25 protein-coding genes are annotated in these 22345 nt (G+C 69.5%); 13 read left to right on the top strand and 12 right to left on the bottom strand.

Annotated elements, in window-relative coordinates:
• Nucleotides 1–6 precede the first annotated feature (6 nt).
• Nucleotides 7–720, bottom strand: a complete 714-nt coding sequence (locus FHR72_RS14140; protein WP_183468984.1) for a ferritin-like fold-containing protein — start codon at nt 718–720, stop codon at nt 7–9.
• Nucleotides 721–807: 87 nt separating this feature from the next.
• Nucleotides 808–2022, bottom strand: coding sequence for an FAD-dependent monooxygenase (locus tag FHR72_RS14135; protein ID WP_221193525.1), 1215 nt, complete (start codon nt 2020–2022; stop codon nt 808–810).
• A gap of 282 nt (nt 2023–2304) precedes the next feature.
• Here FHR72_RS14135 and FHR72_RS14130 point away from each other — a divergent pair, with 282 nt between their 5' ends.
• Together FHR72_RS14130 and FHR72_RS14125 are read left to right on the top strand one after the other, a co-directional pair.
• Nucleotides 2305–3801, top strand: a complete 1497-nt coding sequence (locus FHR72_RS14130; RefSeq protein WP_183468982.1) for a DEAD/DEAH box helicase — start codon at nt 2305–2307, stop codon at nt 3799–3801.
• A 9-nt stretch (nt 3802–3810) separates the two neighbouring features.
• Nucleotides 3811–5019 (top strand): Rv3212 family protein, encoded by a 1209-nt coding sequence (locus FHR72_RS14125; RefSeq protein ID WP_183468980.1) that lies wholly within the window; start codon nt 3811–3813, stop codon nt 5017–5019.
• A 13-nt stretch (nt 5020–5032) separates the two neighbouring features.
• Here FHR72_RS14125 and FHR72_RS14120 read toward each other — a convergent pair whose 3' ends face one another.
• A complete protein-coding gene (locus tag FHR72_RS14120; RefSeq protein WP_183468978.1) occupies nt 5033–5836 on the bottom strand; it encodes a ParA family protein in 804 nt (267 codons plus the stop codon).
• A gap of 92 nt (nt 5837–5928) precedes the next feature.
• On the opposite strand from FHR72_RS14120, the gene FHR72_RS14115 reads away from it, so the two are divergent.
• The 3 genes from FHR72_RS14115 to FHR72_RS14105 are packed head-to-tail and all read left to right on the top strand — an operon-like array spanning nt 5929 to nt 8119.
• Nucleotides 5929–6540 (top strand): acid phosphatase, encoded by a 612-nt coding sequence (locus FHR72_RS14115; protein WP_183468976.1) that lies wholly within the window; start codon nt 5929–5931, stop codon nt 6538–6540.
• Nucleotides 6537–7634: an isochorismate synthase gene (locus FHR72_RS14110; RefSeq protein WP_183468974.1), complete on the top strand. Its 1098-nt coding sequence runs from the start codon at nt 6537–6539 to the stop codon at nt 7632–7634. Before FHR72_RS14115 ends, FHR72_RS14110 begins: the two co-directional genes overlap by 4 nt.
• Nucleotides 7631–8119 (top strand): GNAT family N-acetyltransferase, encoded by a 489-nt coding sequence (locus FHR72_RS14105; protein ID WP_183468972.1) that lies wholly within the window; start codon nt 7631–7633, stop codon nt 8117–8119. Before FHR72_RS14110 ends, FHR72_RS14105 begins: the two co-directional genes overlap by 4 nt.
• On the opposite strand, the gene FHR72_RS14100 is transcribed toward FHR72_RS14105, so the two are convergent.
• Entirely contained in the window at nt 8065–8481 is a 417-nt protein-coding gene (locus FHR72_RS14100) for a hypothetical protein (protein WP_183468970.1), read from the bottom strand. The two genes, FHR72_RS14105 and FHR72_RS14100, sit on opposite strands and share 55 nt — an antisense overlap.
• Nucleotides 8478–8921: a type II 3-dehydroquinate dehydratase gene (gene aroQ, locus FHR72_RS14095; protein ID WP_183468968.1), complete on the bottom strand. Its 444-nt coding sequence runs from the start codon at nt 8919–8921 to the stop codon at nt 8478–8480. The genes FHR72_RS14100 and aroQ overlap by 4 nt, the downstream gene beginning before the upstream one ends.
• Nucleotides 8922–9009: 88 nt before the next feature.
• Here aroQ and FHR72_RS14090 point away from each other — a divergent pair, with 88 nt between their 5' ends.
• Together FHR72_RS14090 and whiB1 are read left to right on the top strand one after the other, a co-directional pair.
• Nucleotides 9010–9966, top strand: coding sequence for a diacylglycerol/lipid kinase family protein (locus FHR72_RS14090; protein ID WP_183468966.1), 957 nt, complete (start codon nt 9010–9012; stop codon nt 9964–9966).
• A gap of 279 nt (nt 9967–10245) precedes the next feature.
• Entirely contained in the window at nt 10246–10500 is a 255-nt protein-coding gene (gene whiB1, locus FHR72_RS14085; protein ID WP_003929142.1) for a transcriptional regulator WhiB1, read from the top strand.
• A 108-nt stretch (nt 10501–10608) separates the two neighbouring features.
• On the opposite strand, the gene FHR72_RS14080 is transcribed toward whiB1, so the two are convergent.
• Together FHR72_RS14080 and FHR72_RS14075 are read right to left on the bottom strand one after the other, a co-directional pair.
• Entirely contained in the window at nt 10609–12099 is a 1491-nt protein-coding gene (locus FHR72_RS14080; protein ID WP_183468964.1) for a two-component system sensor histidine kinase PdtaS, read from the bottom strand.
• Between the two features lie 45 nt (nt 12100–12144).
• Complete coding sequence (locus tag FHR72_RS14075; protein WP_014208824.1) at nt 12145–12360, bottom strand: biotin/lipoyl-binding carrier protein; 216 nt, start codon at nt 12358–12360, stop codon at nt 12145–12147.
• 173 nt (nt 12361–12533) lie between these two features.
• Here FHR72_RS14075 and FHR72_RS26560 point away from each other — a divergent pair, with 173 nt between their 5' ends.
• Nucleotides 12534–12629, top strand: a complete 96-nt coding sequence (locus FHR72_RS26560; RefSeq protein WP_006245863.1) for a 50S ribosomal protein bL37 — start codon at nt 12534–12536, stop codon at nt 12627–12629.
• Nucleotides 12630–12718: 89 nt separating this feature from the next.
• Here FHR72_RS26560 and rsrA read toward each other — a convergent pair whose 3' ends face one another.
• Nucleotides 12719–13018, bottom strand: a complete 300-nt coding sequence (rsrA, locus tag FHR72_RS14070) for a mycothiol system anti-sigma-R factor (protein ID WP_183468962.1) — start codon at nt 13016–13018, stop codon at nt 12719–12721.
• A complete protein-coding gene (locus FHR72_RS14065) occupies nt 13015–13680 on the bottom strand; it encodes a sigma-70 family RNA polymerase sigma factor (RefSeq protein ID WP_183469144.1) in 666 nt (221 codons plus the stop codon). Before FHR72_RS14065 ends, rsrA begins: the two co-directional genes overlap by 4 nt.
• A gap of 223 nt (nt 13681–13903) precedes the next feature.
• On the opposite strand from FHR72_RS14065, the gene FHR72_RS14060 reads away from it, so the two are divergent.
• Nucleotides 13904–14395, top strand: coding sequence for a YbaK/EbsC family protein (locus tag FHR72_RS14060; protein ID WP_183468960.1), 492 nt, complete (start codon nt 13904–13906; stop codon nt 14393–14395).
• 9 nt (nt 14396–14404) lie between these two features.
• Nucleotides 14405–15250: an SDR family oxidoreductase gene (locus FHR72_RS14055; RefSeq protein ID WP_183468958.1), complete on the top strand. Its 846-nt coding sequence runs from the start codon at nt 14405–14407 to the stop codon at nt 15248–15250.
• Here the strand turns inward: FHR72_RS14055 and FHR72_RS14050 are convergent.
• Nucleotides 15247–16785 carry an aldehyde dehydrogenase family protein gene (locus tag FHR72_RS14050; protein WP_183468956.1) on the bottom strand — a complete coding sequence of 513 codons (1539 nt, stop codon included), beginning with the start codon at nt 16783–16785 and terminating at the stop codon, nt 15247–15249. The genes FHR72_RS14055 and FHR72_RS14050 overlap by 4 nt on opposite strands.
• Before the next feature lie 120 nt (nt 16786–16905).
• Between FHR72_RS14050 and FHR72_RS14045 the strand changes: the two genes are divergently transcribed.
• Complete coding sequence (locus tag FHR72_RS14045; RefSeq protein WP_183468954.1) at nt 16906–17682, top strand: class I SAM-dependent methyltransferase; 777 nt, start codon at nt 16906–16908, stop codon at nt 17680–17682.
• Nucleotides 17683–17686: 4 nt separating this feature from the next.
• Here the strand turns inward: FHR72_RS14045 and FHR72_RS14040 are convergent, their stop codons facing one another.
• Both FHR72_RS14040 and FHR72_RS14035 read right to left on the bottom strand, forming a co-directional pair.
• Nucleotides 17687–19144 (bottom strand): DUF7782 domain-containing protein, encoded by a 1458-nt coding sequence (locus FHR72_RS14040; protein ID WP_183469142.1) that lies wholly within the window; start codon nt 19142–19144, stop codon nt 17687–17689.
• Nucleotides 19145–19191: 47 nt separating this feature from the next.
• Nucleotides 19192–19947, bottom strand: coding sequence for an SOS response-associated peptidase (locus FHR72_RS14035; RefSeq protein WP_183468951.1), 756 nt, complete (start codon nt 19945–19947; stop codon nt 19192–19194).
• A gap of 44 nt (nt 19948–19991) precedes the next feature.
• Here FHR72_RS14035 and aroA point away from each other — a divergent pair, with 44 nt between their 5' ends.
• The gene (aroA, locus tag FHR72_RS14030) at nt 19992–21299 is read left to right on the top strand and encodes a 3-phosphoshikimate 1-carboxyvinyltransferase (RefSeq protein WP_183468949.1); all 1308 of its coding nucleotides are present in this window, start codon (nt 19992–19994) and stop codon (nt 21297–21299) included.
• Nucleotides 21296–22276: a ribosome small subunit-dependent GTPase A gene (gene rsgA / locus FHR72_RS14025; RefSeq protein ID WP_183468947.1), complete on the top strand. Its 981-nt coding sequence runs from the start codon at nt 21296–21298 to the stop codon at nt 22274–22276. The genes aroA and rsgA overlap by 4 nt, the downstream gene beginning before the upstream one ends.
• Nucleotides 22277–22345: the final 69 nt, after the last annotated feature.

Raw genomic sequence — 22345 nt, 5'->3', positions numbered from 1 at the left:
GACCGATCAGGCCAGGCCGAGCTCCTGCATGCGCCGGTTGTGGGTGTTCTGCAGCCGATCGAAGAAGTCCGTCATCTGGGACAGTCCGCCGCCGGACATCACCAGATCGACCAGTTCGTCGTGGTCGGCCATCACGAACTGGGCCTGGGTGATCGCTTCGCCGAGCAGACGCCGCGACCACAGTGCCAAGCGGTGCCGCTGACGGTCGCTGGCGGTGACCGCGGCGCGCACCTCGGCGACGACGAACTGGGAGTGCCCGGTCTCGGACAGCACCGAGCGGACCACCTCCGCGACCTCGTCGGGCATCACGTCCGCGATCTGCAGGTAGAAATCGGCGGCCATCGCGTCACCGACATAGGTCTTGACCAGCGCCTCCAGCCAGGTGCTCGGCGTGGTGAGGCGATGGTAGTTCTCCAGCGCGGAAGCGTACTTCGTCATCGCCGGAACCACGTCGACGCCGCGCTGATCCAGCGCGTCGCGCAGCACCTCGTAGTGGTTCATCTCCGCGGCCGCCATGCTCGCCATGTTGATCCGGCCGTTGAGGTTCGGCGCCATCCGGGCCTCTTCGGTCAGCCGGTAGAACGCCGCGACCTCACCGTAGGCGAGCAGCGCGAACAGCTCGACGATCCCGGGATGATCCAGAGCCACGTGCGGTGTCGCGGGGCCGCCCGCCTCGCCGGCCGGGACGGATGCGGCGGCGTCGGGCGGCGTCGAGGTCATGGTGCAACCTTAAACGCCGGCGGCGCGAGCGCCGACCCCAGTGGAAATCCGCCAGAGTCCCCGCCGAAGCTCGGCGCCTCGGGCAGGTCAGGGGTATGCGGGCAGCGACGGTCCGTCGCCTCCGATACCGGCCAGGCGCGCGCCGCCGAGCGCGGAAACGGCCCGGCCCACAGGGCCGGCGGCCAGCCGTGCGCCGGCGTGCAACAGGCGAATCCCGCGGTGTGATCGCGGGTTTGCCAACCTCAGCACACGTTCCTTGACGTCGGGAGCTGTGGCGACGAACGGCATCATCGCTCGGCGGTAGGAGTTCAGTGCCGAGGGAACATCCCCCGCGGTCGCGACTTCGCCGGCCAGGATGTAGGCGCCGATCAGCGCGAGGCTGGTTCCCGCCCCGCCGAACGTCGCGTTGCAGAACGCGGAATCGCCGAGCAGTGCGACTCGTCCGTTGCTCCAGCGCCGCGGGCGCACTTGACCGACTGCCGAGAAATACATGGGCGCGCCGTCGTCGATCGCACGCGGGATTCGGGGTGCGGCACCGCCGACATCGGCGAACGTCGCGCGCAGAATCGTCCTCTGCGCCACGGGATCGAGGTCGTCGAGGCCGCGGACGTCTGAGATGAAGGTCAGGATGGCACGCGTGGTCCCGAGGTTGTCGGGCCGCAGGTGAACCGAACGATGGTTGGTCGCGTGCTGCCAGTTCCACCACTGGTCGTCGCCGTCGACGCGCGGAATCGTCGCGTAGGCGAAATACATTCCGAGCTCGTTGACGTCGGCCTCATCGACGAACCGCCGCGTCCGTGAGCGCAACCCCTCGGCGACCACGAGTAGGTCGGCGTCCAGCGTCGCGCCTCCGCTCAGACGAACCTGCACGCGGTCGTCCTGGTCGGTCACATCGACGATCTGCGTGCCGAACCGGTAGTCGGTGTCGAGCTGGGTGCGCTCGACCAGAATCCGGGACAGTTCGCCACGCAGGATCTCCAGCTCGGCAGTCGGGCCGTCCGCCTCGCCGGCCGACCCCACCGGAAAGGACGCCGCGGGCGACCCGTCGGCTCGGAGGAAGCGCGTGCCGATCTCGCCGGTCGTCGCCGCGCGAACGTCGCCGTCGATCCCCATCCGCCGGACAACTTCGCGCGCAGCACCGCGGATGTCGACGTTCTGTCCCTCGTCGCGGCGTTGCGGAAAGCGCTCGATGACCGTGGTCCGCCATCCGCGACTGTTGAGCTGGTGGGCGAGCGCAGGACCGCCGATGCCGGCGCCGGAGATGATCGCGTGCGGGGTTCTGGGGGCGGGTCCTGTGGTCATCGGAGGGAGCTGGTTGCCCCCGGGGCGGCGCCACGAAACCTGCATCTGACCTCGGTGACTACACCGGCCGGCAGCCAACCGGCTACCATGGACGTGGTGTCGGCGCATCTGCCGACGGATCTATCCAGGTCACGCCGGCAATCTCATGCCGCAGACACCTTGGAAATGTGCGTGCACGCGGCGGCCCGCCCCCTCAGCGCAGGGCCCGGCGAAGTTCTCTTCACAACTCGTGCGCGCGTGGAAACGCCATGAGGAACAAGTGAAAGGCTTCGTTTACCGAGCATGACTCCCGTCACCACACATCCCAATCCCACCTTCGCCCAGCTCGGCGTCCGCGACGAGATCGTCCGCGCCCTCGCCGAGAACGGCATCGAGCACGCCTTCGCGATCCAGGAGCTGACGCTGCCCCTGGCGCTGGCCGGCGACGACCTCATCGGTCAGGCCCGTACCGGCATGGGCAAGACCTTCGCCTTCGGCGTGCCGCTGCTGCACCGCATCACCAGCGACACCGAACGTCCGCTCACCGGCATCCCGCGTGCCCTGATCGTCGTCCCCACCCGCGAGCTGTGCATTCAGGTCTACGGCGACCTCGTCGGCGCCTCGAAGTACCTGATGGCCGACGACACCCGCAAGCTGACCGTCACCGCCATCTACGGCGGCCGCCCCTACGAGCCCCAGATCGAGGCCCTGCAGAAGGGTGTCGACGTCGTCGTCGGCACGCCCGGCCGCCTCCTGGACCTGGCTCAGCAGGGTCACCTGCAGCTGGGCGGACTGTCGACGCTGGTGCTCGACGAGGCCGACGAGATGCTCGACCTCGGCTTCCTGCCCGACATCGAGCGCATCCTCAAGCAGATCCCGGCCAAGCGGCAGGCGATGCTGTTCTCGGCGACCATGCCCGACCCGATCATCACGCTGGCGCGCACCTTCATGACGCAGCCGACGCACATTCGCGCCGAGGGCGTTCAAGGGTCGGCCACCCACGACACCACCGAGCAGTTCGCCTACCGCGCCCACGCCCTGGACAAGGTCGAGATGGTCGCGCGCATCCTGCAGGCCGAGGGCCGCGGCGCCACGATGATCTTCACCCGGACCAAGCGCACCGCGCAGAAGGTCGCCGACGAACTCGGCGAGCGCGGCTTCAAGGTCGGCGCGGTGCACGGCGATCTCGGACAGGGCGCTCGCGAGAAGGCGTTGAAGGCGTTCCGCAACGGCGACGTCGATGTTCTCGTCGCCACCGACGTGGCGGCCCGCGGCATCGACATCGACGACATCACCCACGTCATCAACTTCCAGATCCCCGAGGACGAGCAGTCCTACGTCCACCGCATCGGTCGCACCGGCCGCGCCGGCAAGACCGGCATCGCCGTGACCCTCGTCGACTGGGACGAACTTCCACGCTGGTCGATGATCGACAAAGCCCTGGGCCTCGACACGCCCGACCCCGCCGAGACGTATTCCAGCTCGCCGCATCTCTACGAGGAACTCAAGATCCCGGCCGATGCCGGCGGATCGATCGGCCGACCGAAGCGCACCGCCGACAAGGAACCGCGCGAGCCGCGTGAGCCCCGCGAACCCCGTGAGAAGCCGGCCCGCAACCGCAACCGCCGCCGCACGCGCGGCGGGCAGGCAGTCAGCGGCCATCCCGAAGGCTCTGCCGAGCAGGCCGACACCGACGCCACCGATTCGTCAGCGGCCGAGTCGGCCGACGGTGAGGCCCGGCCGGCCCGCCGCCGTCGTCGTCGCCGCCCCAGCAAGCCCGCGGCCGCAGGCACCAACTAACCGACTGCGTTGGTCAAACCCGAACGCCGCACTCGGGCGGACCTGATCGCCGCAGCCGCGATTGCGGTGGTCGTCGCCCTGGTGGCGGCGGTGGTGTGGTGGAACAGCGACGCCAGGGCGACCGTGAGCAGCCCTGCCTCGCAGCCCGTCCCCAGCCTCAAACCCGCTGTCGCCGTTCCGGATTCGCTGACACAACGGTGGAGCGCACGCAGCGCGGAGACCACCCAGCCGCTGGTGGTGGGTGGCGCCGTGGTCACCGGCGACGGTCGCGGGATCCAAGGGCGAGACCCGGCGACGGGCGACGCCGTGTGGAGTTACGCACGCGACCTCGACCTGTGCGGGGTCACCTGGGTCTACAACTACGCCGTGGCGGTCTATCCCGACGTGCGCGGGTGCGGGCAGGTCAGCACCGTCGACGCGAAGACCGGACTGCGCGGCCCGTCGCGCACCAGCTACGCCGACCCGACGGTGACGCTGTCTGCGGACGGCACCACGGTGCTGTCCGCCGGCGAGACCCGGCTGGAGATGTGGCGCTCCGACATGGTGCGGATGCTCAGCTACGGAGCACTCGACGCACCGATCAAACCGGGCATCCCGGCCTCTCCCCTGTGCCGCTTCGTCTCGGCGGGCGCCAGCTCCAGTTCGGTGTCGGTGCTGGAGGCCTGCGACAAGCAGGATCTGCGACTGACGCTGCTGCGGCCGTCCGATGAAGAGGACACCCCCGAGACGAAGTACGTCCAGCAGAAGGGTGTGCCCGACGGTGCGGGCGCCCGCGTGGTGGCAGTGAACGACACGTACACCTCGCTGTACGTGCCCACGCCCAAGCCCCGGCTCGACGTCATCGACGACACCGGCTCCACGATCGACACCACGGTGCTCGACGGGCCCCCGTCGCCGGCGGCGACGATGTCCCGTGCCGGCGAGGTCGTCACGTGGTGGACCGGGAACTCGCTGATGGTGTTCTCCGCCGGCGATCTTCGCTACAAGTACACCGTCGCCGCCTCGGGAACCGACAAGCCCGTCGGACCGGCGACGGTGATGGCGGGCAAGCTGCTGGTGCCGGTCACCACCGGCTACGACGTGTTCGATCCGCAGACCGGAGCCGGCGAGAAGCACATCGAGCTGCAGCGTCCGGCTGTCGACGGTCCCGTCGTGCCCGCGGTCGCCGGCGCCCTGCTGCTCGAACAGCGCGGCGACGAGATCGTCGCGCTGGGCTGACGAACCCGAGCGGTCAGACCTCGGGGGTGAACGTCGCGAGAGGCTTGCCGGTCTTCCAGTGCTTGAGCAGCGCGTCGGCGAATTCGCGGTAGGCCATCGCGCCCTTGTTCTTACGACCGGTCAGCACCGAGTTACCGGACGCGCTCGCCTCGGCGAAACGCACGGTGCGCGGGATCGGCGGTGCGAGCACCGGCAGGTTGTAGCGGTCGACCACGTCGAACAGGACGTCGCGGCTGTGCGTGGTGCGCGAGTCGTACAGCGTGGGCAGCGCGCCGAGCAGGGCGAGGTCGGGGTTGGTGATCGCCTGGATGTCGGACACGGTCCGCAGGAACTGACCGACACCGCGGTGGGCCAGCGTCTCGCACTGCAGCGGTACGACCACCTCGTGCGCGGCGGTGAGTCCGTTCAGGGTCAGCACACCCAGCGACGGCGGGCAGTCGATGATCACGACGTCGAAGTCGGCGCTGATCTTGTCGAGCGCACGTTTGAGGGCATGCTCGCGGCCCGCGCGCATCAACAGCATGGCCTCGGCCCCGGCGAGGTCGATGTTGGCCGGGAGCAGCGACATCCCCTCCGGCGTCTCCACTACCGCGGTGTCGGGTTCGACGTCGCCGAGCAGCACCTCGTGCACCGAGACCGGCAACTTGTCCGGGTCATGGCCCAGCGAGAACGTCAGGGAGCCCTGCGGGTCCAGGTCGACGAGCAACACCTTCTTGCCCTGCTCGACCATCGCCGCACCCAGCGACGCCACCGTCGTCGTCTTGGCGACTCCGCCCTTCTGATTGGCGACCGCCAGTACCCGCGTCACTTTCCCCATCCTGACGACCATAGCGACATTGTGAGTCCTCCCCTGCTGATGTCCACCCGCACCCGCGTTCCACACCGCGGCGTACGGCAGAATCGAACGTTGTGGGCCTTCTGCAGCACCGCCTGATCCTTCTCCGACATGGCGAAACCGAGTGGTCGAAGTCGGGCAAGCATACGAGCCGCACCGAACTCGAGCTCACCGAGCATGGCCGCGAACAGGCCCTGGCCGCGGCAGACACGCTCGAACAGATGCAACTCGACAATCCCTATGTCCTCAGCAGCCCCCGCATCCGCGCGCGGACGACCGCCGAACTGGCGGGCCTGACCGTCGACGAGATCAGCCCGCTGGTCAGCGAATGGGACTACGGCGACTACGAGGGCACCACCACCAGCGAGATCCGCAAGGCCGTCCCGAACTGGCTCGTGTGGACCCACGGGTGTCCCGGCGGCGAGACGTCGGCGCAGGTCTGCGCACGGGCCGATCAGGCCATCGAGGTGGCGCTGGAGCACATGGAAACCCGGGACGTGGTGTTCGTCGGACACGGTCACTTCTCCCGCGCGGTGATCACGCGCTGGGTCGAGCAGCCCGTCTACGAGGGCATCCGGTTCGCGATGCCCGCCGCGTCCATCGCGGTGTGCGGCTTCGAGCACGGGGTCCGCCAGCTCAGCGCCCTGGCGCAGACCGGCCACCCCAATCCCGCCGGGTCGACGTGACCCGCGAACCCACCTTCGTCCTGGCCGGGCCCGACGGGGTGGTCCTCGGTGAGGGCGTGCACACCGCGTTCCCCCAGATCTCCGACGCCCGCGCCGCGCTGGCATCGCACAGCGCCCCGATCGTCGTGGGCGCGCTGCCTTTCGACCCCGGCGGGCCGGCGGCGCTGCTCCGGCCGCAATCGGTGCGGTTCACCGACGCGATTCCCGACTGGCCGCTGCGCGAGCTCCCCACCGCACAGATCGCCGAGATGACACCCGACGCCGACGAGCACCGGCGGCGGATCGGGGTCGCGCTGGCCCGGCTTCGTGACCCGGCCGACGAACTGCACAAGGTCGTGTTGGCGCGGGCATTGCGGGTGACGGCCGACGGCAGGCTCGACGCCAGAACGCTGCTGCACCGCCTGGCGGCTGCGGACGGGCAGGCCACGAAGTTCCTGGTGGACCTGTCGGCGGCCGGGGAAGGTCATTCAGGGACAGCCCTGGTGGGCGCGAGCCCCGAACTGCTGGTCGCCCGCCAGGGAGACCGGGTGCTGTGCCGGCCGTTCGCCGGCTCGGCGCCCCGCCGGCCCGATCCCGAGGCGGACGCCGCCAGCGGGGCGACGCTCGCGGCGTCGCAGAAGAACCGTCACGAGCACCAGCTGGTGGTCGACGCGCTCCGGACCGCGCTGGAGCCCCTGTGCACCGACCTGCAGATCGCCGACCACCCCCAGCTCACCAAAACCGCTGCCGTCTGGCATCTCTACACCCCCATCTCGGGCAGGTTGCGCGAAAAGTCGGTCACAGCACTGGATCTCGCCGTCGCGTTGCATCCGACCCCGGCCGTCGGCGGCTCCCCGACACGAGAAGCGGTCGACCTCATCGAGGGCGTCGAGGGTGACCGGGGCTTCTATGCCGGTGCCGTCGGCTGGTGCGACCAGCGCGGGGACGGTCGCTGGGTCGTCTCGATCAGGTGCGCGCAGCTGTCGGCGGACCGGCGCACCGCGCTCGCGCACTCCGGCGGGGGGATCGTCGCCGAATCCGACCCCGATGACGAATTCGCCGAGACCACAACGAAATTCCGCACCATTCTGTCGGCGTTGGGAGTAGAGCCGTGAGCGAGACGATCCGGCGCGTGCGTGCCGGCGACGAGGCCGAACTGACCGCCATGATCCATGAACTCGCCGAGTTCGAGCAGGCCGCCCGCGAGTGCACGGTCACCGAGACACAGTTGGCCGAAGCGCTTTTCGGCCCCGACCCGACCGTGTTCGGACACCTCGTCGAAGTGGACGGCCGGCCCGCCGCGGCAGCGCTGTGGTTCCGCAACTTCTCGACATGGGACGGCAAAGCGGGCATCTATCTCGAAGACCTGTTCGTGCGTCCGGACTTCCGCAGGCGCGGACTCGCACGCAAGCTGCTGGCAACGCTGGCCCGCGAATGCGTCGACCACGGCTACACGCGGCTGAGCTGGGCCGTGCTCGACTGGAACGTCAACGCGATCGCCCTGTACGACGACGTCGGCGGCGTCCAGCAGACCGACTGGATCACCTACCGGGTGTCGGGTCCGGGCCTGTCGGAGTTGGCCGCGGAGTCCGGCACCTGAGTCATCCATCGCAACCCCGCCGGGCTGAACAGCAGTGCGAGGACGCCGATCGCGGCTGCGGCCACCAGCGCCGCGTAGCCCAGCCGACCTGAGCTGAAGACGTACCAGGCCACCCCGAGCAGGATCAGGTTCGCGAACACCGCGATCCCGCGGCCCCACCGGCGTCCGGTCGTCAGCGCCCAGCCCGCGGCGGCGACACCCGAACCCATGATCGCGAACCAGGCCGCGGTGCCGTAGCCGCTGATCGCGATCTCGTGATGTCCGGCCGCCTCGCGCACGACCAGCACGACTGCCATGCCGATCCCGAGAACGCCCTCCAGAGCGGCGATTCCGCCGGCGATCCGAACGACGCGTGGGGTCACGGCGTCAGCCTGTCCGCCAGGTACTGCACCGCCATCTCGTAGCCCAGCGGGCCCGCGCCGGCCACCACCATGTCCGCGACCGCGGACACGTAGGAGTGATGCCGGAACTCTTCGCGGGCGTGGATGTTGCTCAGATGCACCTCGGCGACGGGAAGACCGACCGAGCGCAATGCGTCGGCGATCGCGACCGAGGTGTGGCTGTAGGCCGCCGGGTTGATGACGATGCCCACGCAGTCGGTGCGCGCCGCATGGATCGCGTCGACGAGCACGCCCTCGTGATTGCTCTGCACCGCGCGCACCTTCAGCCCCGCGGCCGTGGCGACCTCGGTGACCTTCGCCTCGATCTCGGCCAGTGTCGTCGAGCCGTAGACCTCGGGCTGCCGGGTGCCGAGCAGATTGAGGTTCGGCCCGTTGACGAGAAGCAGTCGGCGTTCGGTCACCGTTGTACGGTACCGGCGCGCGGTGCCCAGGTGCGCTTGCACGCAGGGCGCGGCGGCGGCCCCCGGCGGCCCGTTAGGCTCGAACCCCGTGCGCGCCGTGCTGATCGTGAACCCGAATGCGACCTCGACGACGCCTGCCGGGCGCGACCTGCTCGCACACGCCCTGGAAAGCCGGGTGCGCCTGACCGTCGCCCATACCGACCACCGCGGCCACGCCATCGAGATCGCCCGCGACGCCGCCCGCAGCGGTGTCGACGTCCTGATCGTGCACGGCGGCGACGGCACCGTGAACGAGGTCGTCAACGGCGTCCTCGGTGAAGGCGGGCCCGGCAACACCGGACCGGCGGTCGGTGTCGTGCCGGGCGGTTCGGCGAACGTGTTCGCCCGCGCGCTGGGTATCAGCCCCGACCCGATCGATGCGACCAACCAGCTCGTCGACCTCCTCGGCGACTACCGCCGCGGCGGAAAGTGGCGGCGTATCGGCCTGATGGACTGCGGGGAACGCTGGGGGGTGTTCACCGCCGGGATGGGTGTCGACGGTGACGTGGTCGCCGCGGTGGAGGCGCAACGGGCCAAGGGCCGCAAGGTCACGGCGTCGCGCTACATCCGTGTGGCGATCCGCGAGGTGCTCGCCAGCGCGCGCCGTGAACCCCAGCTGACACTGCAGCTACCCGGGCAGGAGCCCGTCTCGGGCGTGCATTTCGCGTTCGTCTCCAATTCGAGCCCGTGGACGTATGCGAACACCCGGCCCGTCTGGACCAACCCCGACACCACGTTCGAAACGGGGCTCGGGGTGTTCGCGACGACCAGCATGAACGTGTGGGCGAACCTCGGTCTGGTACGGCAGATGAACTCGCGCAAGCCCCGGCTCGAGGCCAGGCACCTGATCCGCGACGACAACGTCGACTGGCTCACGGTGAGCAGCGACACCCCGGTCGCCTGCCAGATTGACGGAGATTACATCGGCACGCGCCAAACGATGCGGTTCACGTCGGTGCCCAATGCCCTGGGCGTGGTCGCACCGCTGCCGAAAATGGGCCGATAAGACGTGTGAGCTGCGCAGTCACAGATTGTGACCCACTTCCCAGGCTGGGATCAGGGCGCAGATGGATTGAGTGTAGTACAACGGAGTTAGGGCTCCGGTAACGGACCTCGGTAGTGAGATAGCCCACGTGTTAACGCACTGCTATTGACATCTGTTCAGCCTGTGAAAGCATCGGATGCAACAGCGCAGAAACATTTGGTGCGCTCGCGTTAACAGCCGAAGTAAAGCTTGTGCGCCATAACTGCGCGCGCATGTGACATTGACGAGGAGTTAGATCTTATGGATTGGCGCCACAAGGCGGTCTGTCGCGACGAGGATCCGGAACTGTTCTTCCCCGTGGGAAACAGCGGCCCGGCCCTCGCCCAGATCGCTGACGCGAAGCTCGTCTGCAACCGCTGCCCGGTGACGGCGGAGTGCCTGAGCTGGGCTTTGGAGTCCGGCCAGGATGCGGGCGTGTGGGGCGGCATGAGCGAAGACGAGCGCCGCGCGCTCAAGCGCCGCAACGCCAGGACCAAGGCGCGCACGGGAGTCTGAGCCGGCAACCGGCGTATCAAACAACGGCCCCGACGAAAGTCGGGGCCGTTGTTTTGTGCGCGTAATTCGGTCGCAATTCGGCGCATTAACGGAATTCGCGACGCGCGGTCAGTATTGGCTGACGCGCACGCGTCTGCCGATCGGAACTCGAAGAATCACGTCGGTTCCGCCCGCTTCGCCGTTGTGCATACCCAGCGAGCCGTCGAGTTCGGCGGACACCAGCGTGCGCACGATCTGCAGCCCGAGTCGGTCGGACTTCTCGAGGCTGAAACCGTCCGGAAGACCGCGCCCGTCGTCATGGACGATGACGTCGAGCCAGCGCGCCGAGCGCTGGGCCCGGATGGTGACGCAGCCCTGCGCGGTGTCGGCGTCGAACGCGTGCTCGATGGCGTTCTGCACGAGCTCGGTGATGACCATGGTCAGCGCTGTCGCACGGTCGGCGTCGAGCACACCGAGGTCGCCGACCCGGTTGATCCGTATCGGAGAGTCCACGGTCGCAACGTCGTTCATGATCGGCAGAATCCGGTCGATGACCTCGTCCAGGTTCACCTCTTCGTCCACCGACATCGACAGCGCGTCGTGCACCAGGGCGATCGAGGACACGCGCCGCACGGATTCCATGAGCGCCTCGCGGCCCTCGGGGTTGTTGGTCCGGCGAGCCTGAAGTCGTAGCAGCGCCGCGACGGTCTGCAGGTTGTTCTTCACCCGGTGATGGATCTCGCGGATGGTCGCGTCCTTCGACAACAGGGCGCGGTCCCGGCGCTTGACCTCCGTGACGTCGCGGATGAGCACCGCGGCGCCCACTGCCACCCCGTGCACCCCCAGCGGCAACGTGCGCAGCAGAACGGTGGCTCCGCCGGCGTCGACCTCCATGCGCATGCTCGAGCCGCCGGCGAGCGAATCGCGGACGTGGTTGGCGAGTTCCTGCGCCTCGAAGGTGTCGGCGATCAGGGGGCGGGTGACGCTGACCAGGTTGTGGCCTTCGAGCTCGGCGGACAAGCCCATCCGGTGGTAGGCCGAGATGGCGTTCGGGCTGGCGAACGTGACCACGCCGGCCTCGTCGAGGCGGATGAAACCGTCGCCGACGCGGGGGCTCGAGCGTGACATCGCCAGATCGCCCACATTGGGGAACGTGCCTTCGGACAGCATGTGCAGCAGGTCCCCCGCGCAGTCGACGTACGCGGCCTCCAGCGGGCTGGCCTGGCGCGGCGCCTGCGAGGTCTGATGCGTGAGCACCGCGACGACGTCGCTCTTGTAGCGGACCGGCACGGCCTCCACGTTCAGGCCCGGCGACCCGAGGTGGCCCTCCACACTGGCCCGGCCTATCGCTCCGGACCTGAATGCCGACGCCACGATCGGGATGTCCTCGGCCTCGGCGACAGTGCCCACCGCATCGGCGAGCAGCACGGTCGGCGCGGTGTTCGGCCTCACCTGCGCGACACACACCACCATGCCGTCGTCTCGCTGCACCCACATCAGGTAGTCGGCGAAGGACAGATCGGCGAGGAGCTGCCACTCGCCCACCACCGCGTGCAGGTGGTCGACAGCGTTGCCGGGCAGGATCGTGTGCTCGGCGAGCAGATCACCGAGTGTGGACATGGCCTACGGCGAAGACGGGGTTCGGGATTCCGGACCGATCGGGCGCTAGCTGATGACGGCGATGAGGTCGCCGGCCTGGATGACGTCGCCGACGGACACGCTGACCTTGCTGACGGTGCCCGCGACCTCGGCGAGGACCGGGATCTCCATCTTCATCGACTCCAGCAGCACCAGGGTGTCGCCTTCGCCGATCTGATCGCCTTCGTTCACCACGACCTCCAGCACACTGGCCACGATTTCCGCGCGAACGTCCTCGGCCATCTTCACCCCACTCCGTCACCTGCTGCTGCTGAACGCGTCTATCGAACCACACCCCCGCAGCGGATGTCGCCGGTCACAGGCCGCGGGGAAATTGGTCTCGGCGAAGCGTGCGACAATAATGGCAACTCGACCCGTTTTGCGGGATGACACCCTACGACTACCGGAGGTACACCATGGCCAAGCGTGGCCGTAAGAAGCGTGATCGCAAGCACTCGAAGGCCAACCACGGCAAGCGGCCCAACGCCGGCTCGAAGTCCGTAGGACGCTGACCTTCGTCGGTCCGACGCAAAACCGCCCGGCTCTCTGTGGAGAGACCGGGCGGTTTTGCGTCACGGCGATGCCGGCAGGCGGACGGTGATCAGCCTCCGCGGATGATCGTGGTCTGACTGATCTGGATGCGCAGCCGTTCACGCAGCCCCTCGGGGGCGCGCTCGCCACTGCACTTGGCGGCGATCAGCCGCTTGATCTTCTCTTCGACGCCGTAGTGCCGCAGGCAGGTCGGGCACTCCTCGAGGTGCTGCCTGAGCTTGTCGCGGGTCTCGACCGTGCATTCGCCGTCGAGCAGCGTCCACACCTCGGCGATGACCGCGGCGCACTCCGGGTGCTCGGGGTCGATCGGCCCGATGGGCGGGGTCCAGCGTTCCTCGGACTCGCTCATGACGTGACCTCCTCCGCCGCGTCGAGCTGCTCACCCCGGATGAAGCCGCGGTCGCGGGCCACCCCGGCCAACAACTCGCGAAGCTGGCGTCTGCCGCGGTGCAGCCGCGACATGACCGTTCCGATCGGCGTGTCCATGATTTCGGCGATCTCCTTGTAGGGGAAGCCCTCGACGTCGGCGTAGTACACCGCCATCCGGAATTCTTCGGGCAGTGCCTGCAGAGCTTCCTTGATCTCACTGTCGGGTAGCAGCTCCAACGCCTCCACCTCGGCAGAACGCAGCCCCGTCGACGAGTGCTCGGCGTTGGCCGCCAACTGCCAGTCGGTGATCTCGTCGGTCGGGTACTCCGCCGGCTGACGCTGCTTCTTTCGGTAGCTGTTGATGTAGGTGTTGGTCAGGATCCGGTACAGCCACGCCTTGAGATTGGTTCCCTCGCGGAACGAGCGGAAGCCGGAATAGGCCTTGACCATCGTCTCCTGCAGCAGGTCCTCGGCGTCTGCGGGATTGCGCGTCATCCGCAGCGCACCGCCGTAGAGCTGGTCGAGCAGGGGAATCGCGTCCCGCTCGAACCGGGCGGTGAGCTCCGCGTCGGTCTCCTCCCGAGCCGGGCCCGGGTCAGCATCCAGGGTGGCCTCCGCGGCCAGCCCGTTGGTGTCGGTCATCGTGGGGAACACCGTCCCTTCTGTCGCGGCGCCACCGATCACGTCCAGTAGGTGCACTGAACGCGATGGGGCCTCCATGGCCAAAACTGGCACCATCAATCCCCTTCTGCTGATCCTAAAGGCTGACACCGACGAACGACTCTGACCGGCCCGAAGACCCTCACTGCTGCGGTGAACAACAGCGCAGGCGGGGTTAGTTGTTCCCGCCCCCTACGCTGTGCCGGTGGCACGTGCAGCAACCCCGGCGATCGCCGCCCTCCTGGCTGCGGGCGTCCCGCACGAGGTCCTGCAGTACACGCACGACCCGCGCAACGACTCGTTCGGCGAGGAGGCCGTCAGCGCCCTGGCCGGGGCGGACGGCCTTCAGCCCGATCAGATCCTGAAGACACTGGTCGTCTCTCTGCCCGGCGGGCTCGGTGTCGCGGTGCTCCCCGTGCCGTCGAAACTGTCGTTGAAAGCCGCCGCGGCGGCCCTGGGTGCGGCCAAGGCCACGATGGCCGACCCGGCCGCGGCGCAGCGCTCGTCCGGCTATGTCGTCGGGGGCATCTCGCCCCTCGGTCAGCGCAAGGCGTTACCAACGGTCGTGGACGCGTCCGCCCTGCGGTGGGACCGGGTGCTGTGCAGTGCCGGTAAGCGCGGCTGGGACATCGCGCTGGATCCTCGCGACCTGGTGCGGCTGACCAGTGCCGTGACCGCCGACATCCGCGCGCTCTAGGGTGGGCACATGTCTCTCGCGGGAAAGACCATGTTTATCTCCGGAGCCAGCCGCGGTATCGGGTTGGCGATCGCCAAGCGCGCCGCATCGGACGGCGCCAACATCGCACTGGTCGCCAAGACGGCCGAACCCCACCCGAAGCTGCCCGGCACGGTGTACACCGCGGCCGAGGAGATCGAAGAGGTCGGCGGCCAGGCCCTGCCCATCGTCGGCGACGTCCGCGACGGCGACTCCGTGGCGGCGGCGGTCGAAAAGGCGGTGGAACAGTTCGGTGGCATCGACATCTGTGTGAACAACGCCTCGGCCATCAACCTCGGCTCCATCGAGGACGTTCCGCTGAAGCGCTTCGACCTGATGAACGGCATCCAGGTCCGCGGTACCTACGCGGTGTCGCAGGCCTGCATCCCGCACATGAAGGGTCGGGACAACCCGCACATCCTGACGCTGTCGCCGCCGATCCTGCTCGAGTCGAAGTGGCTCAAGCCGACGCCGTACATGATGGCGAAGTTCGGAATGACGTTGTGTGCCTTGGGTATCGCCGAAGAGCTGCGAGATGCGGGTATCGCGTCGAACACGCTGTGGCCCCGCACGATGGTGGCCACCGCCGCGGTGCAGAACCTGCTCGGCGGCGACGAGTCGATGGCCCGGTCCCGTAAGCCGGAGGTGTACTCCGATGCCGCGTATGCGGTGCTGACCAAACCCTCGAGCTACACCGGCAACACGCTGCTGTGCGAGGACGTGCTGCTGGAGGCCGGCGTCACCGATCTGTCGGTGTACGACTGCGTGCCCGGTTCCGACCTCGGCGTCGACTTCTGGGTCGAGTCCGCCAATCCCCCCGGCTACACCGGGTCCTAGTCTCGCGGTGTGAGACCGAGCCGCCGGCGGCCCTGGGCGGCGGCGAACCGGATGACCCCGGAGAAGATGCGGGTCTTGCCGCGCGAATACGGGTACCAGTTGATCTCGCGCTTCTGCGTGGGCATGCGTGGAGCCGTGATCGCTTGCGGGCGGCAGTATTTCAGGATCCCGTCGGCGCCGCCGTGGCGTGATCCGATGCCGGAGTGCTTCCACCCCGGCATCGGCAGCGCGAAGCTGAAGCCGTTGGACAGCACGTCGTTGAGGTTGACGGCGCCGGCCTCCAGCCTTCGGGCGATGCGCTCCCCGCGGGCCAGGTCCGCGGTCCAGACGCTGGCCGACAGGCCGTAGTCCGAATCGTTGGCCAGCCGGACCGCCTCGTCCTCGTCGGCGACCTTGACCACCGGCAGGGTCGGCCCGAACGTCTCTTCACGGATGCACGCCATCGACTGGTCGACGTCGGCCAGCACGGTCGGCTGGAAGAACGTGCCGACGCCGGTGGTTCGGCCGCCGGTGGTGACGCGGGCTCCGGCGGCGACGGCGTCCTCGACGTGCCGCGCCACGATGTCGCGTTGCGCCGACGTCGCCAGGGCGCCGACGTCGAACCGGTAGCGGTCGTCGTCCTGGCCCTGCCGCAGCTTCGCCACCTCGTCGGTGAGCTTCGCGACGAACTCGTCGTACACCGGCGCCTCGACGTAGACCCGCTCGGTCGACACGCACACCTGCCCGGCGTTGAACATCCCGCCCCACGCGATGCCGGCCGCCGCGCGGTCGAGGTCTGCATCGGCGAGGACGATCGCCGGGTCCTTGCCGCCGAGCTCCAAGGAGTACGGGATCAGCCGTTCGGCGCAGGCGACCGCCACCTTGCGGCCGGTGGCGGTGGATCCGGTGAAGTGCACGCAATCGGAGTGGGCGATCACCGCCGCACCGGTGTCGGCGTAGCCGGTCGTCAACGAAAGTACCGGCGGCGCACCGATTTCGGCCCATCCCCGGGCGAACTCCACCGCGCTGAGCGGGGTCACCTCCGAGGGCTTGAGCAGCACCGCGGCACCCGCGGCCAGGGGCGCCACGCCGTCGAGAGCGATGTTGAGGAGCGGGAAGTTCCACGGGATGATCAGACCGACGACCGGGTACGGGTGATAGACCGTGGTCAGCCGCTTGACCTTCATCAGAGGGCTGTGCGCGGCCGGATGCCGGTCGGCGAGGAACTTCGCGGCGTTGCGGGCCCAGTACTTCAACAGATCCGCGCACAGCGGGGCCTCGATCGAGGCCTCCGTGCGTGGCTTGCCCGTCTCGGATTGCAGGACGTCGGCGAGATGCTCGGCATTGTCCAGCAGCCAGCCCTGCATTGTGAGCAGCCAGTGCGCACGGCCTGTGACGCCCAGCGCCTCCCACTGCGGTTGCGCCTCCCTCAGGGCGCGCGCCTTGGCCGCCACGGTGCCGGCGTCGTCGACGGGAACGGAGCCGGCGACGGATCCGTCCGCCGGATTGCGCACGGTGATGGTCGTGACGTCGGCAGGTGCCTGCAGGTCGGTCATGTTCGCAGTATCGACCCGGCACCGCCTCCCGACAGGAGTTCGGCCAAGTCACCTGTCGACGACGCTGTGCGGCCCCGTGAGCGACCCACCGCGCGCCGCTCTCATGGCACGCTGACGGGCATGGCTTCGACACTCTGGTCTGCCGGACGCTATGACGCCGTGGGCGACCGCATCGCCCCGATCGCCGCCCAGGTCGTCGACGCGGCCGAACAGCGGCGCCCCCTGCGCGGTGCTGCGCTCGTCGACCTCGCGTGCGGCACAGGCAGTGCCGCGCTGGCTGCGGCGGCGCGTGGCGCGTCCGTGACGGGCCTCGACATCACCCCCGAACTGATCGCGATCGCAGCACAGCGGCCCGGCGCCGACGCGGTGACCTGGTGCACCGGCGACGCGTCCGCCACCGGGCTGCCCGCGCACTCCTTCGATGCGGTGGTGTCGAATATGGGCATCATCTTCGTCGACCCCGACCGACAGGTCGCCGAGATCGATCGGCTACTGGAACCCGAAGGCGTGCTGGCCTTCTCGGCGTGGGTGCGCGGTGTCACCAACCCGCTCTTCGATCCTGTCGTCAGCGTCCTCGGTCCCCCCGCGACGTCGGGCTTCTCCCCCGACCAATGGGGCGACGCCGAGACGCTGACCGCCCGGCTGGACCCGTTCTTCGACGGCATCGAGATCCAGCCGGGCCTGCACCGCTGGGAGTTCGAGTCCGTGAGCGCGGCTCAGCGCTTCCTCACCCAGGAGTCGCCCATGCACGTCGAGACGTTCCGACGCGCCGAGCCGACGCAGCGCGAGCAGCTGGCGGTGGAGTTCGAGGCGGCCATGAACGAGCATCGGGAGGCGTCGGGCACGGTGGCATTCACCGCCCCGTTCGTCGTGGTGAGCGCTGTCCGCCGGCCCTGACCCGTCACTCGGCCTGGTAGAGGATCCCGCGTCCGATCGCCTCACGAACGACGGGGAGGGCGGCGGCCGCCAACGCGTCGCTGTCGACGCCGTGGTGCGCGGCGAGGAGATCGATCAGTGTCCCGAGCGGCACCTCCCCGCGGCACCCCGCGAGCAGCGCCCGGGAGACGTCGTCGACGCCGAGGACCGCCGCCGGTCCGCCGGGGCGGCGCACCGCGGCCCCGACCGTCTGCCATCCGTCGTCGCCGGGAAGGGACGTCTCCTCCAGAAACACCGGCGCGGTGGACAGCCGCGCGGCGAGCAGCCGCGCGTCGTCAGTGCGATGCAGGTACTCACGCCGAGCGAAGAACGCCGCCACCTCGGGGCCGGTCAGACCTTCGTCGGCGCCGGTGATGGCCTCCAGGATGTGTTCGGGCGGGCGGTTCTCACCGACCCGGGGGGCACGCAACGTGATCATGCCCATACCGACACCGGCGATGCCCTCGGTGTCGAACCAGTCCAGCCACTGCCCGCCCCGGCGGGCGGCCTCGTCCGGCGGCTCCCCGGCGTCCGAGGTCCACAGCGAGACGTAGCTGACCGGGTCGGCGAACTCACGCTGCACCACCCACGCGTGCAGACCGCTGCCGGCGAGCCAACCGCGGACCCGCTCCTGCCAGTTCTCCGGATCGCGCACGATCCAGTTCGCCATGATCTGCGCGGTGCCACCGGGCTCGAGATGGTCGTGTGCCTGTTCGATCAGGTTCTGGCACAACGCATCTCCTGCCATGCCCGAATCCCGGTAGATGTAGTCGAGCGCACCGGTGCCGACCACGAACGGCGGATTGGACACGATCAGGTCGAAGCGTTCACCGTCGACGGGTTCGAACATGCTGCCGCAGCGCAGGTCCCAGGACATGCCGTTCAATCGCGCGGTCGCCGCGGCGAGGGTCAGGGCCCGCTGGTTGGTGTCGGTCGCGACGATCTCGTCGCAGTGCGCGTCGAGGTGCAGCGCCTGTATTCCACACCCGGTGCCGAGGTCCAATGCGCGCCCGACGGGGTCGCGGACCACGGCGTGGGCCAGCGACACCGACGCGCCGCCGATGCCGAGGACGTGGTCGTGCGTCACCGGCCCGGCTCGCATCGCCGCATCCTGATCGGACACCACCAGGAAGTCGCGGGCACCGTCGCTGGTGGGCCGGATGTCGAGGCCGGCCCGCAGCGTGCCCGGCGCGGCGGGTTCGACGACGCCGTTGTCGATGAGCGCGTCGAGGTCCGCCGTCGGTAGCGCCCCTGCGACCCGGTCCCGGGTCTCCTCGGTGCCCAGCAGGAACAGACGGACGAGCACCGCGAGCCTCTGCCGGGCCGGTGCGGCCCGCTCGGTGATGCGCAGCGCCGACCACCACAGTCCGCGGCTGAACGCCGCGCCGGCATCCGCGCCGAGCAGGTCACCCACCCCGTCGGTGGTGTAGCCGGCCGACCGCATGTCTACCGCGAGGGCGTCGACCACCGCGCCGGAGTGCAGCGGATCGCTCAAAGCAGGGTGCCCTGCTCGGCCTGGGGCTGCGCCGGCTCGATGAGTTCGGGCCCATTGTTGCGGACGCTGTTCACCAGTCGCGACACCTCGCGGATCTCGATGCGGTCCAGATCGCCGTGCCCGCGCAGCAGGCCCTCGTCGATCGGGGCGTCGGGGTCGAGCCAGCGGTCCCAGTCGGGCTCGCTGATCGTCAGCGGCATCCGGTCGTGGATGTCGGCGAGCCGGGCGGCCGCGTCGGTGGTGATGATGGTGCAGCTCAGGAGTGGCTTGCTGTCCCTCGGCGCATCCTTGGGGCGCCACGTCGACCACAGGCCGGCCATGAACAGCGGCTCCCCGTCGCCGGCGTACATGTAGAACGGCGTCTTGGCGCCCTTCTCGCCCCGCCACTCGTACCAGCCGTCCATCGGGACCAGGCAGCGCTTGGCCTTGGCGGAGCTGCGGAACGCCGGCGACGACGTGACCTTGTCCGACCGCGCGTTGATCAGCAGCGGGCCGCTCTTGGTGTCCGGGCTGCCGTCCTCGCTCGCCTTCGCCCACGGCGGCACCAGACCCCACCGCATCAGACGCACGCGCCGAGTCGACTCGTCCTCGGGTTCGTCGTGCCGTTTGACCACGGTCGCGACCGAGGTGGTCGGAGCGACGTTGAAGTTCGGGGACGGAGGGTCGGTCTTCTCCGCGGTGGCCTCGTCGATCGCCTTGATCTTCTCGGCCAGCAGCGCCGGATCTGTCGTCACCGCGAAACGCCCGCACATGGCCTCCATGGTGGCAGAAACACCCGACAGGCAAGAATGGGAACGTGAGCACCTGGCCGGCCCCGTCGACCGCAACCCCCGTCCACGCGACCGTCACCGTGCCCGGCTCCAAGTCGCAGACCAACCGCGCCCTCATCCTGGCCGCGCTCGCCGTCCCGCAGGGCACCTCCACCCTCGGCGGGGCGCTGCGCAGCCGCGACACCGACCTGATGATCGGCGCCCTGCAGACGCTCGGGATCACCATCGAGTCCTCCGACGCCGACGGCACCGAACTGACGGTCGGCGGCGCGTTGACGCCGCAGCCCGACGCCGTGATCGACTGCGGGCTGGCCGGCACCGTGTTGCGCTTCGTGCCACCGGTGGCGGCCCTGGCCACCGAGACCGTCACGTTCGACGGCGACGAGCAGGCCCGCTCGAGACCGATCGCCCCGCTGCTGGACGGGCTGCGCAGCCTGGGTGTGCCCGTTGACGGTGACGGCCTGCCGTTCGCGGTCCGCGGTGACGGCTCGGTGCGCGGCGGCGCGGTGGAGATCGACGCGTCGGGCTCGTCTCAGTTCGTGTCCGGCCTCCTGCTCTCGGGCGCGGCCTTCGTCGAGGGCCTGACCGTGATCCACACCGGCGACGCCGTCCCGTCGGCACCGCACGTGGCGATGACGGTGGCGATGCTGCGCGACGCCGGGGTCGAGGTCGACGATTCCGTCGCCGACCGGTGGCAGGTGAGCCCGGGCGCGGTCCACCCCCGGCACTGGGCGATCGAACCCGACCTGTCGAATGCCGTGCCGTTCCTGGCCGCGGCGGTCGTCAGCGGCGGTGCCGTGCGCATCACGGGCTGGCCCGCGGTGAGCACCCAGCCGGCCGGCACCATCCTCTCGATTCTGGAGAGCCTGGGCGCCCAGGTGCATCAGGGCAATTCGTTCCTCGAAGTGCAGGGCGCCACGAGCTACGGCGGCATCGACATCGACCTGCGCGAGGTCGGCGAGCTCGCCCCGTCCGTCGCGGCGATGGCGGCGCTGGCCGAGCCGGGGGCGGTGTCGCGGCTGCGGGGCATCGCGCACCTGCGCGGCCACGAGACCGACCGGCTGGCGGCACTGAGCACGGAGATCAACCGCCTCGGCGGGCGGTGCGAGGAGACCGACGACGGACTGATCATCACCGCGACCCCCCTGCACTCGGGAACGTGGTCGTCCTACGCCGACCACCGCATGGCGACCGCCGGCGCGATCGTCGGCCTGCGGACCCCCGGCGTCGACGTCGAGGACATCGGCACCACCGCCAAGACGCTGCCGGACTTCCCGCAGCTGTGGTCCGACATGCTGGGCGGCCAGACCGACGACCTCCAGGGCGACGCTTGAGCCCACGTGAGTACGACGAGTCCGATGTCCGGGTACGCCCCGGGCGGGGCTCGCGGCCGCGGACCAAGACCCGTCCCGTCCACGCCGACGCCGAACAAGGCATGGTCGTCACCGTCGACCGCGGCCGGTGGGGCTGTGTGCTGGGCCGCGACCCCGACCGCCGGGTGACGGCCATGCGGGCACGCGAGCTCGGGCGCACTCCGATCGTGGTCGGCGACGACGTCGACGTCGTCGGCGACCTGTCCGGCCGGACCGACACCCTGGCCCGCATCGTCCGCCGTGGTGAACGCCGAACGGTGTTGCGCCGCACCGCCGATGACACCGATCCGACCGAACGCGTGGTGGTCGCCAACGCCGACCAGCTGCTGATCGTCGTCGCGATGGCCGATCCCCCGCCGCGCACCGGACTGGTGGAGCGGGCGCTGATCGCCGCGTACGCCGGCGGTCTGGATCCCATCCTGTGCCTGACGAAGACCGACCTGGCACCGGCCGAACCGTTCGCCGACCAGTTCCGCGAACTCGACCTGACCATCACCGTCGCGGGCCGCGACGACCCGCTCGAGGCCGTGGGGTCCCTGCTCGCCGACAAGGTCACCGCGCTGCTGGGCCACTCGGGCGTCGGGAAGTCCACCCTGGTGAATCGCCTTGTCCCCGAAGCCGAGCGGGCCACCGGCGCCGTCACCGACGTCGGCAGGGGCCGGCACACCTCCACCCAGTCGGTGGCACTGCCGCTGCGGCTCGGCGGCTGGGTGATCGACACCCCGGGAATCCGGTCGTTCGGGCTGGCCCACATCGCGCCCGACGACGTCGTGCTCGCCTTCTCCGATCTGGCCGATGCCATCGACGACTGCCCGCGCGGGTGTGGACACCGGGGCCCGCCGGCCGATCCGGAGTGCGCGCTCGATGCGTTGACCGGTGCTGCCGAAGGCCGCGTTCAGGCTGCCCGACGGCTGCTGGTCGCGCTGCGGGAGGGCTGAGCCGCGGCGGTGCTGCTGACGAACGCATTACCGGTCGGCGAATGCGTTTGCGCTGCGGGCCCGCGGGGC

It is taken from the genome of Mycolicibacterium iranicum (genome assembly GCF_014190915.1).
GTDB lineage: Bacteria > Actinomycetota > Actinomycetes > Mycobacteriales > Mycobacteriaceae > Mycobacterium > Mycobacterium iranicum_B.
Note: the sequence above shows the minus strand (reverse complement) of the source record. Positions and strands in the feature narration are given on the sequence as shown.